Source organism: Micromonospora aridisoli, from assembly GCF_056150025.1.
Genome location: NZ_JAXCFK010000010.1, coordinates 245,082 through 262,867, shown reverse-complemented (window position 1 = coordinate 262,867; position 17,786 = coordinate 245,082). Strand labels below are relative to the sequence as shown.

16 protein-coding genes are annotated in these 17,786 nt (G+C 70.3%); 11 read left to right on the top strand and 5 right to left on the bottom strand.

The features are described from left to right. The first annotated feature begins 238 nt into the window (after window positions 1-238). From SM447_RS21910 to SM447_RS21885, 6 genes are all read left to right on the top strand, one after another. Entirely contained in the window at window positions 239-1,873 is a 1,635-nt protein-coding gene (locus SM447_RS21910; protein ID WP_474574706.1) for a peptide ABC transporter substrate-binding protein, read from the top strand. Between the two features lie 99 nt (window positions 1,874-1,972). After that, on the top strand, window positions 1,973-2,989 hold the full coding sequence (locus SM447_RS21905; protein ID WP_474574705.1) for an ABC transporter permease: 1,017 nt from the start codon (window positions 1,973-1,975) through the stop codon (window positions 2,987-2,989). Continuing rightward, window positions 2,982-3,143 carry a hypothetical protein gene (locus SM447_RS21900; RefSeq protein WP_474574704.1) on the top strand — a complete coding sequence of 54 codons (162 nt, stop codon included), beginning with the start codon at window positions 2,982-2,984 and terminating at the stop codon, window positions 3,141-3,143. The genes SM447_RS21905 and SM447_RS21900 overlap by 8 nt, the downstream gene beginning before the upstream one ends. Beyond that, complete coding sequence (locus SM447_RS21895; RefSeq protein WP_474574703.1) at window positions 3,140-4,075, top strand: ABC transporter permease; 936 nt, start codon at window positions 3,140-3,142, stop codon at window positions 4,073-4,075. Before SM447_RS21900 ends, SM447_RS21895 begins: the two co-directional genes overlap by 4 nt. 84 nt (window positions 4,076-4,159) lie before the next feature. Further along, window positions 4,160-5,197: an ABC transporter ATP-binding protein gene (locus tag SM447_RS21890; RefSeq protein ID WP_474574702.1), complete on the top strand. Its 1,038-nt coding sequence runs from the start codon at window positions 4,160-4,162 to the stop codon at window positions 5,195-5,197. Next, window positions 5,190-6,200 carry an ABC transporter ATP-binding protein gene (locus SM447_RS21885; protein ID WP_474574701.1) on the top strand — a complete coding sequence of 337 codons (1,011 nt, stop codon included), beginning with the start codon at window positions 5,190-5,192 and terminating at the stop codon, window positions 6,198-6,200. The genes SM447_RS21890 and SM447_RS21885 overlap by 8 nt, the downstream gene beginning before the upstream one ends. 208 nt (window positions 6,201-6,408) lie before the next feature. Here the strand turns inward: SM447_RS21885 and SM447_RS21880 are convergent, their stop codons facing one another. Continuing rightward, entirely contained in the window at window positions 6,409-6,768 is a 360-nt protein-coding gene (locus SM447_RS21880; protein ID WP_474574700.1) for a chorismate mutase, read from the bottom strand. Window positions 6,769-7,092: 324 nt separating this feature from the next. Between SM447_RS21880 and pcrA the strand changes: the two genes are divergently transcribed. After that, on the top strand, window positions 7,093-9,495 hold the full coding sequence (pcrA, locus tag SM447_RS21875; RefSeq protein WP_474574699.1) for a DNA helicase PcrA: 2,403 nt from the start codon (window positions 7,093-7,095) through the stop codon (window positions 9,493-9,495). A 50-nt stretch (window positions 9,496-9,545) separates the two neighbouring features. Here the strand turns inward: pcrA and SM447_RS21870 are convergent, their stop codons facing one another. Together SM447_RS21870 and SM447_RS21865 are read right to left on the bottom strand one after the other, a co-directional pair. Then, window positions 9,546-10,328 carry a M23 family metallopeptidase gene (locus SM447_RS21870; RefSeq protein ID WP_474574750.1) on the bottom strand — a complete coding sequence of 261 codons (783 nt, stop codon included), beginning with the start codon at window positions 10,326-10,328 and terminating at the stop codon, window positions 9,546-9,548. 277 nt (window positions 10,329-10,605) lie between these two features. Beyond that, on the bottom strand, window positions 10,606-11,322 hold the full coding sequence (locus SM447_RS21865) for a M23 family metallopeptidase (protein WP_474574698.1): 717 nt from the start codon (window positions 11,320-11,322) through the stop codon (window positions 10,606-10,608). 493 nt (window positions 11,323-11,815) lie between these two features. Here SM447_RS21865 and SM447_RS21860 point away from each other — a divergent pair, with 493 nt between their 5' ends. The 3 genes from SM447_RS21860 to sucD all read left to right on the top strand — a co-directional run bounded on the left by SM447_RS21860 (window position 11,816) and on the right by sucD (window position 14,812). Continuing rightward, entirely contained in the window at window positions 11,816-12,220 is a 405-nt protein-coding gene (locus SM447_RS21860; RefSeq protein WP_474574697.1) for a cobalamin B12-binding domain-containing protein, read from the top strand. Between the two features lie 522 nt (window positions 12,221-12,742). Next, window positions 12,743-13,921, top strand: a complete 1,179-nt coding sequence (gene sucC / locus SM447_RS21855) for an ADP-forming succinate--CoA ligase subunit beta (protein WP_474574696.1) — start codon at window positions 12,743-12,745, stop codon at window positions 13,919-13,921. 3 nt (window positions 13,922-13,924) lie between these two features. Continuing rightward, window positions 13,925-14,812 (top strand): succinate--CoA ligase subunit alpha, encoded by an 888-nt coding sequence (sucD, locus tag SM447_RS21850; RefSeq protein WP_474574695.1) that lies wholly within the window; start codon window positions 13,925-13,927, stop codon window positions 14,810-14,812. Between the two features lie 62 nt (window positions 14,813-14,874). Here sucD and SM447_RS21845 read toward each other — a convergent pair whose 3' ends face one another. After that, entirely contained in the window at window positions 14,875-15,135 is a 261-nt protein-coding gene (locus SM447_RS21845) for a DUF4190 domain-containing protein (protein ID WP_474574694.1), read from the bottom strand. Window positions 15,136-15,326: 191 nt separating this feature from the next. On the opposite strand from SM447_RS21845, the gene SM447_RS21840 reads away from it, so the two are divergent. Continuing rightward, the gene (locus tag SM447_RS21840) at window positions 15,327-16,619 is read left to right on the top strand and encodes a cell division protein PerM (RefSeq protein ID WP_474574693.1); all 1,293 of its coding nucleotides are present in this window, start codon (window positions 15,327-15,329) and stop codon (window positions 16,617-16,619) included. A gap of 429 nt (window positions 16,620-17,048) precedes the next feature. On the opposite strand, the gene SM447_RS21835 is transcribed toward SM447_RS21840, so the two are convergent. Next, window positions 17,049-17,780, bottom strand: a complete 732-nt coding sequence (locus tag SM447_RS21835; RefSeq protein ID WP_474574692.1) for a DUF4190 domain-containing protein — start codon at window positions 17,778-17,780, stop codon at window positions 17,049-17,051. Window positions 17,781-17,786 lie beyond the last annotated feature (6 nt).

The window sequence follows — 17,786 nt, the reverse complement described above, 5'->3', positions numbered from 1 at the left end:
GTTCGCGGGGTCGTCGACCCGACGTCATGCGGCGGTCGGCTGAGCGTGGAAACGTGGTTGACGAGCAGCTCATACCATGCCTGCGGCGTGGCGCAAAGGCGCCTCGGAGTCGATGTCGGCACCGTCCCGGGCGGGTATCGGGTTGATAACACGCCTTCCCGCCTGGGCGCATCGGGTGTCACAGTTGCAGGCACCTCACAACCCCCTCGTGAGCCGAGCGCCCTGAGGAGGCACTCCCATGCGCGGGAAATTCCTGAAGGTGGCGGTCGCGGCGACCGCCACCGCTATGTTGGCCAGCGCCTGTGGCGGCGGTGGCGACGACAACGAGTCGGCCGGTCAGGCCGGCGGCACGCTGCGCGTCTACGCGTCGGAGCCGGCGTTCCTGACGCCGTCCGGTGGTGACGACGAGCCGTCGCTGTACGTGATCCGCCAGCTCTTCCGCGGTCTGGTCAAGTACAACGCCGAGACCTCCGCCGTCGAGATGGACCTGGCCGAGTCGGTCGAGTCGGACGACCAGAAGCTCTGGACGATCAAGCTCAAGAGCGGCTACGTCTTCGACAACGGTGAGCCGGTGAACGCCGACGCGTTCATCCGGTCGTGGAACTTCGCGGCCTACTCGCCGAACGCCCAGAACAACGGCTACTTCATGAAGCGGATCGCCGGCATCAAGGACGTCCAGTCCGAGGACCCGGACGGCGACGGCCCGAAGAAGGCCCCGGAGCCGGCCGCCAAGGAGCTGTCCGGCCTGAAGAAGGTCGACGACCTGACCTTCACCGTCGAGCTCGAGTCGGCGTTCTCCGGCTTCCCGACCACGATCGGCTACCCGGGCTTCTTCCCGATGGCTCAGGCGTGTGTCGACGACATCGCGGCGTGCAACGAGAAGCCGATCGGCAACGGTCCCTACAAGATGGACGGTAGCTGGCAGCACAACGTCGGGATCAACGTCGTCCGCAGCGACAGCTGGAAGGGCGAGCCCGGCAAGCCGGACCGCATCGAGTACAAGATCTTCGCCGACGTCGACGCCGGCTACTCCGCCTTCCAGGCGGGCGAGCTGGACGTGATGTACACGCTGCCTCCGGCCCGCTACAAGGAGGCCAAGGCGCAGTACGGCGACCGGATGTACGAGCAGCCGGGTGACAGCTTCACCTACGTCGGCATGCCGCTCTACGACGACGCCTTCAAGGACAAGCGGGTCCGGCAGGCCCTGTCGCTGTCGCTCGACCGCCAGTCGATCATCGACGCGGTCTTCGACGGCCGGTTCACCCCGGCCACCGGGTTCGTCGCCCCGACCTTCGAGGGTGCCCGCGAGGGCGTCTGCAAGTACTGCACCAAGGACGTCGAGCGCGCCAAGCAGCTGCTCGCCGAGGCTGGCGGCTGGCCGGCCGGCAAGAAGCTGACCCTCTGGGCCAACGCCGGTGCCGGTCACGACCTGTGGCTGCAGGCGGTCGGTGACCAGATCAAGGAGGCCCTGGGCATCGACTACGAGCTGAAGGTGAACCTCCAGTTCCCGGAGTACCTCGACACCGCGGACAAGAAGAAGTTCACCGGTCCGTTCCGCCTCGGCTGGGGCCCGGACTACCCGTTCATGGAGACCTACCTGTACCCGCTGTACGGCACCGGTGCCGGCAGCAACAACTCCACCTACAGCAACGCCGACTTCGACGCTCTGATGAAGGAGGGTGACGCGGCCGACTCGATCCAGGACGCCATCCCGGCCTACCAGAAGGGTGAGGACTTCCTCGGCGAAGACCTGCCGGTCATCCCGATGTGGTGGAGCAAGGTGGCGGCGGTCTACAGCGACAACGTGGACCAGTTCGTCTGGAACGCTGTCTCGGACGCCGACTACGGTGCGACCTCGCTGAAGCAGAACTGAGCTTCAACCGCCTGATCCCGCCGTAATAGACGTGGCGGCAACGGTCTCCCCACCAGGGTGATCGTTGCCGCCACGTCAGCGCCGAGAGGAGACCCCGACATGGGGCGCTACGTCATCCGACGGTTGCTCCAGTTCATCCCCACCGTGCTGGGCACCATGTTCCTGCTCCACTACCTGACCTCGCTGGCGATCCAGTTCAGCGGAAACCCGGCCCGGGCGCTGTTCGGCGACCGGACGCCGCCGCCCGCACTGCTCCAGGCGATCACCGAGCGGCTCGGTTACGACGACCCCTGCCTCGGTCAGCGGGGCAACCCCTGCTTCGGGCTCTTCGCCGACCGGCTGCAGAACATCTTCCTGACCTATCCGCCGGACTTCGGCATCAACCTGCGCCAGCGCCCCGTCACCGAGCTGGTGGCGGACGCCCTGCCGTTCACCCTCAAGCTGCTGGTCATCGCGATCCTCTTCGAGGCGATCGTCGGTATCGCGGCCGGCGTGCTCGCCGGGCTGCGCAGCGGCAGCTTCGTCGACTACCTGGTGAAGATCAGCACGGTTTTCGTGATCTCGGTGCCGATCTTCGTGCTCGGCCTCGTGGTGCGCGAGTTCGTCGGAGTCAAGTTCGGCAACGTGCTGCGCGGCCAGGACTGGATCCCCGACCTGATCTCGGTCGGCGTCTTCACCCCCGGCTTCAAGCCGGACTATCCCTGGGCCAGCCTGATCATCCCGGGCATGGTGCTCGGTGCGACGTCGCTGGCGGTCACCGCCCGGCTGACCCGGACCAGCATCATGGAGAACATCCGGGCCGACTACGTCCGTACCGCCAAGGCCAAGGGCCTGGCCACCAAGCGCGTCATCGGTGTGCACACGCTGCGTAACTCGCTGATCCCGGTGATCACCTTCCTGGGTGTCGACATCGGCGCCGCGATGGCGGGCGCGGTGGTCACCGAGACCATCTTCAACGTGCCGGGCATCGGTCGACTGGTCACGCTGGCGGCGCGCACCGGGGAATCGTCGGTGGTCATCGGCGTGGTGACCATGCTGGTGCTGGTCGTGCTGCTGGCCAACCTGCTGGTCGACCTGTTGTACGCCGTGCTCGACCCGAGGATCCGCTATGAGTGACGCAACCGAGGTGGCGATGCGGACGCAGGGTCTCCCCAACCGGTCCCGGTGGCCGGGTGGAGCGAAACGAGGTGTGGACATGAGCGAGCGGATCATCAGGCTCAGCGCGGTGGTGCCTCATGGCGGCACGGAGCGGTGCGGGGTGTCGGCATGAGCGATTTGACGAGCGCCGGCACCGCCGTCGGCGGCGCGCCGGTTGCCGGTGACGGCCCCACGGCGGACGGGCCGGGCGGCAAGGAGCGCAACGCCAGCCTGTGGGCGGACGCCCGGCGGCAGCTGCTGCGGGACCCGATCTTCGTGATCGCCAGCCTGTACGTGCTGGTGGTCGGTTCGATGGCGGCCTTCCCGCGGCTGTGGACCAGCCAGGATCCCCGGGCGTGCAGCACCACCCGGTCCCGGATCTCCCCGAGTTGGGAACACCCCTTCGGCTTCGACGTCCTGGGCTGTGACTACTACGCGCACGCGATCTACGGTGCGCGGCCGTCGATGGTGATCGCGGTGATGGCGACCAGCGGCATCGTGCTGTTCGGCGGAACCCTCGGCCTGCTCGCCGGCTACTACGGCGGCTGGGTCGACGGGATCATCTCCCGGGTGATGGACATCGTTCTGTCGCTGCCGTTCCTGCTCGGCGCGATCGTGTTCCTCACCGTCATCAAGAAGCAGAACATCTGGACGCTCACGCTGGTGCTGTTCCTGCTGGCCTGGCCGACCATCGCCCGGATCACCCGGGGCAGCGTCATCTCCTCCAAGGACCTGGACTACGTGCACGCGGCGAAGGCGGTCGGAGCCCGCAACTCGCGGTTGATGTTCCGGCACATCCTGCCGAACGCGATCGCGCCGATGCTGGTCTACGCCACCATCGTGCTCGGCTCGTTCGTCGCCGCGGAGGCCACGCTGACCTTCCTCGGCGTCGGGCTCCAGCCGCCCACGCAGTCCTGGGGCATCATGATCAGCCAGCACCAGGTCTATTTCCTGGAGGACCCGTGGCTGCTGCTCTTCCCCTGCGGTCTGCTGGTCGGCACGGTGCTGTCCTTCATCCTCATGGGTGACGCCCTGCGTGACGCCCTCGACCCGAAGTTCCGGTGAGTCCGATGAGCGAGTCTCAGCGAGCGAGTCATCAGCACAGGTGGTCGTGCCTCATGGCGGCACGGAGTGGAGCGAGGTGCCGGCATGAGCACTGATGTGAACGTCAAGATGGACGCGCTGGCGGGTGTCGACCCGAACGCGCTGCCGTTGCAGGTCAAGGATCTGCACGTGGAGTTCCGCACTCGTAACGGCATCGCACACGCCGTCAACGGGGTGAGCTTCGACCTGCGGGCCGGCGAGACCCGGGCGATCCTCGGTGAGTCCGGCTGCGGCAAGAGCGTGACCGCTCAGGCGATCATGGGCATCCTGGACACCCCGCCCGGCTTCGTCACTGGCGGGCAGGTCCTCTACCGGGGTGTGGACCTGCTCAAGCTGCCGGAGTCGGAGCGCCGCAAGGTGCGGGCGAACCGGATCGCGATGATCTTCCAGGACGCGCTCTCCGCGCTGAACCCGGTCTTCACCGTCGGGTTCCAGCTCGCCGAGCTGTTCCGTAAGCATCGGGGCATGTCCCGCCAGGACGCCAAGGCTCGCGCCGTCGAGCTGCTGGACCTGGTCAAGATCCCGGCAGCCAAGCAGCGGGTCAACGACTATCCGCACCAGTTCTCGGGCGGTATGCGGCAGCGCGTCATGATCGCCATGGCGTTGGCGCTCGACCCCGAGGTGCTGATCGCGGACGAGCCGACCACCGCGCTGGACGTGACCGTGCAGGCGCAGATCATGACGCTGCTGGCGGAGTTGCAGCGCGAGCGGAACATGGGCCTGGTGCTGATCACCCACGACATGGGTGTGGTGGCCGACGTCGCGGACCGCATCTCGGTCATGTACGCCGGCCGGGTCATCGAGGAAGCCGGTGTGGAGGACATCTACGCCACCCCGGCCCACCCGTACACCAAGGGCCTGCTGGAGTCGATTCCGCGCCTGGACCTCAAGGGCCAGGAGCTGAGCGCCATCAAGGGGTTGCCGCCGGCGCTGACGAACATCCCGCCGGGTTGCGCCTTCAACCCCCGGTGCCGGTACGCGCAGGAGGTCTGCCGGAAGGATCCGGCGCCGCCGCTGTACCAGGTGTCGCCGAGCCGGACGGCTGCCTGCCACTTCTGGAAGGAGGTCAAGGGCGATGAGTGACGTGGTGCTCGAGACCCGGGACCTGGTCAAGCACTTCCCGCTGACCCGGGGCATCGTCTTCAAGAAGCAGTACGGTGCGGTCCAGGCGGTCGACGGAGTCAGCCTGCAGCTGCGTCGCGGTGAGACGCTCGGCGTCGTCGGTGAGTCCGGCTGCGGCAAGTCGACCCTGGCCCGGCTGCTGGTCGGGCTGGAGACGCCGACCTCCGGCGACCTGTTCGTCCAGGGCCGGAACATGTCCGAGGTCGGCGCCGAGGAACGGCGTCGGGGCCGGCGCAACATCCAGCTGGTGATGCAGGACCCGTACACCTCCCTCAACCCTCGGATGACCGTCGGTGACATCATCGGCGAGCCGTTCGAGGTGCACCCGGACGTGGTGCCCAAGGGCGGCCGGCGGGGCAAGGTGCAGGAACTCCTGGAACTGGTCGGTCTCAACCCGGACCACATCAACCGCTATCCGCACCAGTTCTCCGGTGGCCAGCGGCAGCGCATCGGCATCGCCCGGGCGCTGGCGCTCAATCCGGAGATCATCCTCTGCGACGAGCCGGTCTCGGCGCTGGACGTCTCCATCCAGGCGCAGGTCATCAACCTGCTGGAGAAGCTCCAGAACGAGCTGGGTCTGTCGTACATCTTCATCGCCCACGACCTGTCGGTGGTCCGGCACATCGCCGACCGGGTCGCGGTGATGTACCTCGGCAAGATCATTGAGATCGGCACCGAGGACGAGATCTACGACAAGCCGACGCACCCGTACACCCAGGCGCTGCTGTCGGCGGTGCCGGTGCCGGACCCGAAGCTGCGCGGGCACCGGGACCAGATCGTGCTGACCGGCGACGTGCCGTCGCCGGCCAACCCGCCGTCGGGCTGCCGGTTCCGCACCCGCTGCTGGAAGGCCCAGGACATCTGCGCCGAGCAGGAGCCGCTGCTGCAGATCCGCGACAAGTCGGGCCACCCGAGCGCCTGCCACTTCGCCGAGGTACGCGACGTGGTGCACGCGACGGAGTAGCCCCAGAGACGCCGTCGGCTCCCGACCATCCGTACCGGGAGCGGCGGTGAAGGTAGTGCCTCCTCAGTGACTCGGGGCGTCGGCCGTCACCAGCAGCCGGCGCCCCGGTCCACATCCCGTCCCCCCGGCGGACCCCCGTCGAGCGGGCGGTCGGCGTGACCGGCGCGTTCGCCCGCCGCCCGACCCGTGCGCGCGGGCGTGCCGGCGGTCAGAGTGGACCGCGACCGGCCCGCAGCAGCAGCAGGGCGAGCTGGGTTCCGTCGGCGCCGAGGGCCGCCCGGAAACGCTCCAGGATCTCCTGCTCGCGGGAGAGGACCAGCCGGGTACCGCCCGACGCCATCCGGGTCGCACCGACCTCCCGCGAGAGCGCGGCCCGTTCCTGCCACAGCTCGACCAGCGTCCGGTCGATCTCGTCGATCCGTACCCGGATCTCGGCGATTCGGGCGGCGGCGTCCGGCTCGGCGGTGCCGGTCGCCGGGGTGCCTGCTGCGGGCCCGGTCGGACCGGCGCCGTTCGAGATCGTGCCGGACCTGTCGGCGCCGCCGTTCTGCTCCATCACGTCTGTCATCTTCGGGTACCTCTCGCGATGTGGTGCCCGGTGCCCGGATCCCGGGACACGAAAAGCCCCGGGCTCCGAGAGCCCGGGGCTTTTCGTAGGTCTGATCGATCAGGCGCGACCTACGGCTGCCGGACTCCCGGTGCCGTAGTAAAAGTAGAAGCGCTGGTCGAACACGCTGTCGAGTATGCCGCCCCGCCGGTTGGTGCGCAAGGAAAGGCGTTAACAAGGGGCCCTTCCTCTACCGCAGGCGTTAACAAGGGGCCCTTCCTTACATCCGGGCGGTGGGTGCCGTGGTCCGGTCCTGTCCGGCCGGCGGCATAGACTCGCCGTGCGATGCATCCTCTCTTCGACATCCCCGCGTCCCCGCCCGATCCCGAGCCTGCCCGGGCGCTGCCGCCCCATCGGCCCGTGCCCGGCCGTCTCGACCCGGCGCAGCTGGTGGAGGGGCTCAACGGTCCCCAGCGGGACGCGGTCACCCATGCGGGCTCGCCGCTGCTGATCGTGGCTGGCGCCGGCTCCGGCAAGACCCGGGTGCTGACCCACCGGATCGCGTACCTGCTCGCCGCGCGGGACGTGCACCCCGGCGAGATCATCGCGATCACCTTCACCAACAAGGCCGCCGGCGAGATGAAGGACCGGGTGACCGCGCTGGTCGGTCCGCGGGCCCGGCTGATGTGGGTCTCCACGTTCCACTCCGCCTGTGTGCGGATCCTGCGTGCCGAGCACGAGCACGCCGGCCTGAAGTCCACCTTCTCGATCTACGATGCCGACGACTCCCGCCGGCTCATGCAGCTCGTCGCCCGCGAGCTGGACCTCGATCCGAAGCGTTATCCGGCACGCGGCCTGGCCGCCCAGGTCTCGAATCTGAAGAACGAGCTGGTCGACCCGGAGACCTTCGCCGGACGGGCGAACGGCCCCAACGAGCGCGCCCTCGCCGAGGCGTACGCCCTCTATCAGCGGCGGCTACGCGAGGCACACGCACTCGACTTCGATGATCTGATCATGACGACGGTGCACCTGTTCCAGTCGCATCCGCACGTCGCGGAGAGCTACCGTCGCCGGTTCCGGCACGTCCTGGTCGACGAGTACCAGGACACCAACCACGCGCAGTACGTCCTGATCAAGGAGTTGGTCTCCGGCACCGACGGCCTCGATCCGGCGGAGCTGTGCGTGGTCGGCGACGCGGACCAGTCCATCTACGCCTTCCGGGGCGCGACGATCCGCAACATCCTGGAGTTCGAGCGCGACTTCACCGACGCCCGCACCATCCTGCTGGAGCAGAACTACCGCTCCACCCAGACCATCCTGAACGCCGCGAACGCGGTGATCGACCGCAACACCTCCCGTAAGCCGAAGCGACTGTGGAGCGACGCCGGTGCGGGTGAGCCGATCGTCGCGTACGTCGCCGACACCGAGCACGCCGAGGCGGACTGGGTGGCTCGGGAGATCGACCGTCTGGTCGACGCCGGTGACACCCGTCCCGGCGACGTGGCGGTCTTTTACCGCACCAACGCCCAGTCCCGGGTCTTCGAGGAGGTGTTCATCCGCGTCGGCCTGCCGTACAAGGTCGTCGGCGGGGTGCGCTTCTACGAGCGCAAGGAGGTCCGGGACGCGCTGGCCTACCTGCGTTCGGTGGTCAACGACGACGACACGGTCAGCCTGCGCCGGATCCTCAACACCCCACGCCGGGGCATCGGCGACCGTGCCGAGGCGTGCGTGGAGGCGTTGGCGAGCCGGGACCGGATCTCCTTCGGCGCCGCGCTGCGGCGGGCCGGCGACGCTCCGGGCATCTCGACGCGGGCTGCGAACGGCATCGCCGAGTTCGTCGCGCTGCTCGACTCCGCCCGTGAGCTGGCCGTCGACGGCACTCCCGAGGAGGTGCTGGAGGCGGTGCTGACCCGCTCCGGCTATCTGACCGAGCTGGAGGAGAGCCTCGACCCGCAGGACGCGGGGCGCGTCGACAACCTCCAGGAGCTGGTCAGCGTCGCCCGCGAGTACACCGAGCGGATCGAGGCGACCGGTGCGGAGGGGGAGCGGGCCACTCTCGCCGGTTTCCTGGAGCAGGTCGCGCTCGTCGCCGACGCCGATCAGGTGCCCACCGATGACCCCGAGCACCAGGGCGTGGTCACCCTGATGACGCTGCACACGGCCAAGGGCCTGGAGTTCCCGGTGGTGTTCCTGACCGGTCTGGAGGACGGGGTCTTCCCACACCTGCGCTCGCTGGGTGACACCCGGGAGCTGGAGGAGGAGCGGCGGCTGGCCTACGTCGGCATCACCCGGGCCCGGCAGCGGCTCTACCTCTCGCGGGCGGTGACCCGTTCGGCGTGGGGCCAGCCGTCCTACAACCCCCCGTCGCGGTTCGTCGAGGAGCTGCCGCCCGAGCTGGTCCGCTGGGAGCGGACCGAAGGCTCGTACACCTCGTGGGGCGGCGGTGGTGGCGGCGTGGGCGGCCGCGCGGAGCGGGCCACCGGCGGGCGCGGCGGCTTCGCCGGCGGCACCCCCCGGGCGCAGCAGCTGGCCCGCAGGCTCGGAGTGGACGGCAGCCGGCTGGCCACCGCGAGCGAGCTACCGCAGGGGCCGAAGGTCACCGCCGGGGACCGGGTCAACCACCAGCGGTACGGCCTCGGCCGGGTGGTGGCCGTGGAGGGGCACGGCCCGGGTGCCCGGGCACAGATCGACTTCGGCGACCAGACGCTGTGGCTGGTGCTGCGGCACGCCCCCATCGAGAAGATCTGACCGCTGCCGGCCCGGCGCATCCCCGATGCGCCGGGCCGCATGCACACGGGTCAGCAGGCCACGTCGATGCCCCGGGCGCGCAGGAACGGCGCGGGGTCGATCTGGTTCCACATCTGGCCCTGGTGCACCTCGAAGTGCAGGTGCGGGCCCGTGGAGTCACCGGTGGAGCCCTCCAGGCCGATGGTCTGCCCGGTGTCGACCTTCTCGCCGACGCCCACCCTGGCCGTGCTCAGGTGCGCGTAGTGGGTGAGGTAGCCGTTGCCGTGGTCGATGACCACGGAGATGCCGTACCCGTCGCCGACGTCGCCGGCCTTCGTCACCGTGCCACCGAAGGCGGCGCGGACCGGAGTACCGGCGGGCATGGCGAAGTCGATGCCGGCGTGCAGGGTGCCCCACCGGGGTCCGTAGCACGAGGTGATGGCGGCGCCGGCCATCGGGATCACCCAGGACGGCTTCGGCTTCGCGCTCTTCGTCGGCTTCGCCGTCGCGGTGGCGGTCCGGCTGGCCTTCGGCTTCGGGCTGGGCTTCGCTGTGGGGCTCACGGTCGGAGTCGGGCTCGCCGACGGACCAGGTGTCGCGCTGTCCAGCGTGGCGGGTTCCCGGGCCGACCGGTCGGCCCGCTCGGCGGCTTCGGCCCGGGCCTGGGCGTCCAGGGCGACCGGGCTGGTGGTCGGCTGGTCGTCGCGGTCGGTCACCACGGCACCCGCGACGGCTACCCCCACCATGACGACCGCTCCGACGGCCAGGAGACGGGAGCGCCGGCCGAGGCGTCGCCGGTGGCGGGCCGGGGCGTGGGGGATCCTGCGGGTCGGGGTGGGGCTGTCGTCCTGCACGGGTACGGACCTCACTGGTTCGAGTGGTACGTGACCTCGAAATCCTGGTGTCGGTCCGGACGACGCCGGGTACCGGGGGTGTGAGCGGACGGCGGGAGCACGGGCCCCGCTGTCAGGTTCTGTGCGTCGCTGTCCCCGGCTGCCCGTTGGAGATCCGGTCGAGAGCTGTGTCGCCGGTCACAATCTGCGCTGTGGGCTGGGACACTTCGATCCGCAGCCCTGGACATGAAACCGCCCGGATCGATCGATCCGGGCGGTCAACGGGCGTCACGGCCGGTCAGGACGCGGCTACCTCGCTGTAGATTGCCTCGACTTGTAGCTTGATGTCCACTCCGCGCTCCTGCAGCCACGGCACCGGGTCGAGTGGCTCGCCCTTGACATGGATCTCCAGGTGCAGGTGGGAGCCGTAGGAGTGGCCGGTGTTGCCGACCAGGCCGAGCTGGTCACCGGCCTTGACCTGCTGCCCCTCGCGGACGCTGAGCGCGGAGGAGTGGCCGTAGATGGCCTCGCTACCGTCGGCGTGCTGGACGATGACCGCGTTTCCGTAGCCGCCGAACCAGCCGGCCTTGGTGACGGTTCCCTCGTGGATGGCGACGTACGGGGTTCCCTCGGGTGCCACCAGGTCGACGCCGGTGTGCAGCTTGCCCCACCGCATGCCGTACGGGGAATTGAAGTCGTAGCCCTGCAGGGGGAGCAGCCACACGCCGGAGTCGGCGGCGCTCTCGGCGGGGGCGTCGCGGCCGTCCCGGGAGGCGCGCTCGGCGGCGTCGGCGCGCTCCGCCACGCCCTGGCTGCTGATCGACGCCTGCTTCAGCTCGTCGAGCACCGACGGGCTGACGTCCTTGGCGTCCGGCATCGCGCTGGCGCCCAGCGCCACCATTCCGGCACCGACGAAGGCGGTGGTGACTACCGCTGCGTAGCGGCTGCGTGGGGGGGTGGGTACGCGGCGGCGGCCGCGATATCGATCGGGCTCAGACGACAGGCGCTGGCGCACGCATACCCTCCGTTGTCGGGGTTCCGATGCGGATCAGCCGTCGTCCGGATCTGGCGACCGTGCGTCGACTGTTCGCGTCGTCACCCGTCCGTAGACCTGATGACAACCGTGGACACGGTAGCCAACCGTCAGGCCTGTCACAAGCCGGAGCGCCGAATTAGTTGCAACGTTCTGTCCCTTTCCGTCCGAGATTGTCACGGCTCTAGGGTGCGACGGCCTGTCCCCGTTATCGTCCGTTCGTCGCAGACCGTGACCGAACGGCGGAGTCGTCCCGCTTGACGCCCGCTACGTCGGTCGTGCCTCTGCGTGAGGTCGCGGTCGCGGCCCGGTGAGATGGCAGGGCTGGCCGGGTGGCGCGTCGGGGACACCCGCCCGGAGCAGCGACCCGGCACGGTCGCCGCGCCACCTGGGCGGCCCCGGTTTCCCGGTCCCGTCCGGGCGGGTTACCGTTCGTTCAGGTGATTGCCGCGGAGCCGGTGAAAGGGATGCCCAGATGAGCTCTCGTGTTCGGGTCGTCGTCGCCAAGCCGGGCCTGGACGGCCACGACCGTGGCGCCAAGGTGGTGGCGCGCGCCCTTCGTGACGCCGGCATGGAGGTCATCTACACCGGCCTGCACCAGACTCCCGAGCAGATCGTGGAGACCGCGATCCAGGAGGACGCCGACGCCGTGGGTCTCTCGGTGCTCTCCGGGGCGCACATGACGTTGTTCCGGCGGGTTCTCGAACTGCTCGACGAGCGGGAGGCCCGGGACATCGTGGTCTTCGGCGGCGGCATCATCCCGGAGGCCGACCTGCCGGAACTGGAGCGGCTCGGCGTGGCCAAGATCTTCACCCCGGGCGCCACCACCCAGTCCATCGTGGAGTGGGTTCGGGAGAACGTCGCCCAGCCGGTGGCCTGAGCACAGGGGAGGGGCCGGACGCACCCCTCACACGTCCGGCCCCTCTATGCACGATGCCCCGCCGCCACCCCTCGACCGACAGGGCATCGGCCGTTTCCGTCCTCGCGCTTTCCAGCGCTCCGACACCTGACTCAACGACGTCCCTGCGGTCCGGTTACGCGGGACGGCCGAGATGCGTGGACGCCCAGGCAAGATCGCTCGAACGGGTGACGTCCGTGGCCCACCGACGCCGTGACGTGCCCGTCGGTGACGCGGTGTCGGTCCGGGCTGTGCATTACCGCACACCGCGCACCCGCTCGGTTGCCGGACGTGCCGGCATCGCTAGGCTGCGCCCAATGAACCCTTTCCGACATCTCCTGGCGGTCCGGGGGACCACCAGGCCGGCTGCGGTGTGCGGTCGCGGCGGAGAGGGTTCGACGGCCTGAGTCAACTTCAACTGATGTCGGGCATCACACTGTTTTCTTTCCATACGCTGGTGGCGGCGCGACGGTGCGCCGCGGAGACGGGACGGGACGCGCAATCGTGGACCTGTACGAGTACCAGGGGCGGGACCTGTTCGAGCGGCACGGGCTTCCCGTGCTCGCCGGCGGCGTCGCCACGACCCCGGAGGAGGCCCGCGCGATCGCCGAACGCCTCGGCGGCCGGGTGGTCGTCAAGGCGCAGGTGAAGGTCGGCGGACGAGGCAAGGCGGGCGGCGTCAAGCTGGCCGAGGGCGCGGAGGAGACGGTGGCCCGCGCCACCGACATCCTCGGCATGGACATCAAGGGTCACACGGTCCACAAGGTCATGATCACGGTGACCGCGGACGTGGCCGAGGAGTACTACTTCTCGTACCTGCTCGACCGGGCGAACCGCACGTTCCTCTGCATCGCCAGCGTCGCCGGCGGTATGGACATCGAGCAGGTCGCCGCCGAGACCCCGGAGAAGGTCGTCAAGGCTCCGATCGACGCCGTCGAGGGCGTGGACGAGGCGAAGGCGCGGGAGATCGTCGAGGCGGCCGGGTTCCCGGCCGAGGTCGCCGACCAGGTCGTCGACGTAGCGGTGGGCCTGTGGCGGGCGTTCGTCGCCGAGGACGCCACCCTGGTCGAGGTGAACCCGCTGGCCAAGACCGCCGAGGGCAAGCTGCTGCTGCTGGACGCGAAGGTCTCGCTGGACGAGAACGCCGGCTTCCGGCACCCCGACCACGAGGCGCTGGTCGACCAGGCGACGGTGGACCCCCTGGAGCAGGCCGCCAAGGAGAAGGACCTCAACTACGTCAAGCTCGACGGTGAGGTGGGCATCATCGGCAACGGCGCGGGCCTGGTCATGTCCACGCTCGACGTGGTCGCCTACGCCGGCGAGCGGCACGGCAACGTGAAGCCCGCCAACTTCCTCGACATCGGTGGTGGCGCGAGCGCCGCCGTCATGGCGAACGGTCTGGAGATCGTGCTCTCCGACCCGTCGGTCAAGAGCGTCTTCGTCAACGTCTTCGGCGGCATCACCGCCTGCGACGCCGTGGCCAACGGCATCGTGCAGGCGCTGGAGCTGCTGGAGCAGCGGGGCGAGCGGGTCACCAAGCCGCTGGTCGTCCGGCTGGACGGCAACAACGCCGAGGCCGGGCGGGCGATCCTGGACGGCGCCAACAACCCGCTGATCGAGCGGGTCGACACCATGGACGGCGCGGCCGAGCGGGCCGCCGAGCTGGCGGCTGCGGGGGTCTGACACATGGCTATCTGGCTGACCAAGGACTCGAAGGTCATCGTCCAGGGGATGACCGGTTCCGAGGGTTCCAAGCACACCCGGCGGATGCTCGCCGCCGGCACCACCGTCGTCGGTGGGGTCAACCCGCGCAAGGCGGGCACCACCGTCGACTTCGACGGCGCCGAGCTGCCGGTCTTCGCGAGCGTCGCCGACGCGATGAAGGACACCGGCGCGGACGTGACCGTCATCTTCGTGCCGCCGCAGTTCACCAAGGGCGCGGTCATCGAGGCGATCGACGCCGGAATCCCGCTGGCCGTGGTGATCACCGAGGGCGTGCCGGTGCACGACACCGCCGCCTTCTGGGCGTACAACGTGGCCAAGGGTGAGCGGACCCGGATCATCGGGCCGAACTGCCCCGGCATCGCCTCCCCGGGTGCCTCCAACGCCGGCATCATCCCGGCCGACATCACCGGCACCGGCCGGATCGGCCTGGTCAGCAAGAGCGGCACGCTGACCTACCAGATGATGTACGAGCTGCGCGACATCGGCTTCTCGACCTGCGTGGGCATCGGCGGCGACCCGATCATCGGGACGACCCACATCGACGCCCTGGCCGCGTTCGAAGCCGACCCGGACACCGACGCCATCGTCATGATCGGTGAAATCGGCGGCGACGCCGAGGAGCGGGCCGCGGAGTTCATCAAGGCCAACGTCAGCAAGCCGGTGGTCGGGTACATCGCCGGTTTCACCGCTCCGCCCGGCAAGACCATGGGGCACGCCGGTGCGATCATCTCCGGGTCGGCGGGCACCGCCGACGCGAAGAAGGCGGCCCTGGAGGCCGTCGGAGTCAAGGTCGGCAAGACGCCGACCGAGACGGCCAAGCTCATGCGGGAGATCATGTCCGCCGGCTGAGCCGAAGACGCGCCAGAGACCGTCCGTACGGTCGCTGAGGGGCCGACCGAAAGGTCGGCCCCTCAGCGGTTCCAGTACGGGTAGTTCCCGGTCGCCCGGAGGATCAGGCTGACCACGATGTTCAGCACGCCCAGCGCGATGGCCACGTAACCGAGCACCGGCGACTGCCGGTACCGTCGCGCGTCGCGGATCGACAACCAGCCGAAGACGATACCCAGGATGCCGCAGCAGAGCACACCGGTCACGATGCCCAGCACGCCCCAGAGGGTCGTCCGGTCCCGGCCGGCGGGCGGCGGCGGGGGCGGTGGATACGGAGCGTTCACGACTCCCCTTCCAGTCACATGCTGCCGCGAGTTGGGTCACGGCCCCTGTGCCGAGGCTAGAGGAGCGGTTGCTCGCCCACACCGGATCAGGCGAACTGGTGCCGTCTCGAGGGCGTTTCACGGTATCGAACGGCGGGGCCGGGGCGGGTGTCGGGCAGCCGACGTCGGCACGGCATGCCAGAGTAGAGCCGATGTCCTTTGTCACCCCTGACCAGCCTCGCCGGGCCACCGAGCCCCGTGGAGCCGGCGCCCGGCCGCCGGGTCGAGCCGGCCCTCCGCGCCGGGTGCCCGCTGCGCGGGCGGCACCACCGGGCCGCAGCCGTGCGCCACTCGCGGTAGCCGCACTGGTGGCTGCCGGCTGGGCCGCCGTCACGTCCTGGCTCCCGGTGGCGCTGGTGCTCTGGTTGTTCCAGCTTAGCGAGGGTGCCGGCAGCCTGCTCGACGCCGTGCGGGCGGGGGCGGCGGGCTGGCTGCTCGGGCACGGGGTGCCGCTGACCACGGCCAACGGTCCGCTGGGGCTGGCTCCGCTCGCGGTCACCGCGCTGACGGTGTGGCGGCTCACCCGGGCCGGGGTGCATGTGAGTCGCGCGATCGGTGCCCGTGGCAGCCGGTCGCCGGGCCCTACGCTCGCCGCCGCGACGGCTGTCGGTGTCGCGTACGCGTTGCTGGGCGCGCTCGCCGCGGTGCTGGTGAAAGCCGGCGGGCCGGGCGTGTCGCCGGTGCGTGCCGGGCTGACCCTGTTGGCGATCGGCGCTCTCGCGGCCGGGGTGGGAGCCGCCCGGACCACCGGGATGGCCGAGGTTCTCGCCCTGCAGGCGCCGGTGCCGCTGCGTGAGGGCGTGCGCGCCGGCCTGGTGGCAGCCCTGGTGCTCCTCGGTGCGGGGGCCGCGGTGGCGGGCCTGGCCGTGGCGACCGGTGGTGGTGACGCGGCTGACCTGATCGGCGCCTACCGCACCGGCGTGGCCGGACAGGCCGGCATCACCCTGGTGAGCCTCGCGTACGCGCCCAACGTCAGCGTCTGGTCGACCAGCTATCTGCTCGGCCCCGGCTTCGCGGTCGGCACCGACACGGCGGTACGCACCAGCGAGGTCTCGGTCGGTGCGCTACCGGCCTTGCCCCTGTTCGCCGGCCTGCCCGGCGGGCCGGTCGACGGGCTCGGCGCGGTCACCGTGCTCGCGCTGCCCGTCCTGGTGGGGATGGCCACCGGCTGGTTGCTCGCGCGTCGGCTGCTGCGGCTGGCCGTCGCCGAGCGGGCGGCACTGCCGTGGCGGCGGCTGCTCGTGCCGGCCGCGCTCACCGGCCCGGTGGCCGGCCTGTTGCTGGGCATCGCCGCGGAGGCTTCCGGCGGGCCGCTCGGCGCCGGCCGGCTGGCGGAGGTCGGACCGGTCGGCTGGCAGGTGGCCCTGGCGGCGTTCCTGGTCACCAGCGGCGGCGCGCTGCTCGGCGCCGCCGCCACCCGCTGGCTGACCCGCCTCGCAACCTGAGGTTCCCTCCTTCGCAGCCGCCCCCGCCTCTCGCTCCCGAGCGAGACCGCATTGCCGTCCTCCCCGCCCGCCGGAGCGGCAGCTGTCGCCGCTGCCTCGCACATCCCCGAGCGAGGCCGCAACTTCCCTGTTGTTGTCGTGTCGGCGCGTCCGGAGGGGACAACTTCCCTGTAGTTGCGGTCTCCGCGCGTCCCGGCGGCAGCTTTCGTCCCTGCCTCGCGTTTCGCCGAGCGAGGCTGCAACTTCCCTGTTGTTGTCGTCTCGGGGCGTCGGGAGGGGACAACTTCCCTGTTGTTGCGGTCTCCGCGCGTTGGGGCGCCCGAGGGGGCGGACTTCGGCAGGCGGGGCCGTGCTTGGCGATTGACCGGCCTCGGAGGAGCGAGGGGCGTCCCGGAAGCTCCGGGACGCCCCTCGACGTGGGTGGGCTGATCAGGAATAGAGGGAGCCGAAGTTCACCGCCAGCCCCACCAGTTGGAGCAGACCCAGCACCACCCCGACCGCGCCGCAGATCAGGCCGGCGAGTGCCTGCCCGGAGTTGCCGGCCAATCCCTGGTCGGCCTTCTGCTTACCCAGCCAGCCGGTGACGAGCGCGGCCAGCCCCAGTGGGATGCCGAGGTAGCAGCAACTCAGCGGGATGGACGCGATACCGAGGATCATCGCGACCAGGCCGAGGGTGTTCTGCTGTCCCTGCATACCGGTGAAGCCCGCGTTCGGGTACATCGGCGTGCCGCCGTACGGCTGAGGGGCGTACGGGTCGGCGTAGCCCTGCCCGTAGCCCGGCTGCCCGTAGCCCGGCTGCCCGTACGCCGGCTGCCCGTAGGCAGGCTGTCCGTAGGCCGGTTGCCCGTAGGCAGGCGGCTGCCCGGTGGCCGGCGGCCCGGCCGGGGGCGCGTACGGGTCGTAGGGCGCGGGCGAGGCCGGCGGCTGACCCGGAGCCGGGGGCTGCTGGCCGTACGGGTCGACCGGGGGCTGCTGACCGTAGGGGTCGGCCGGAGGTTGCTGACCGTACGGGTCGGCCGGCGGGGCGTACGGGTTGGCCGGTGGCGGCGCGTACGGATTGGCCGGTGGCGGGGCGTACGGATTGGCTGGCGGCGGTGCGGTCGGGTCCCCGGACGGCGGCTGCTGGCCGTACGGGTCCTGACCGGGGTGACCGGGCTGCATCCGACG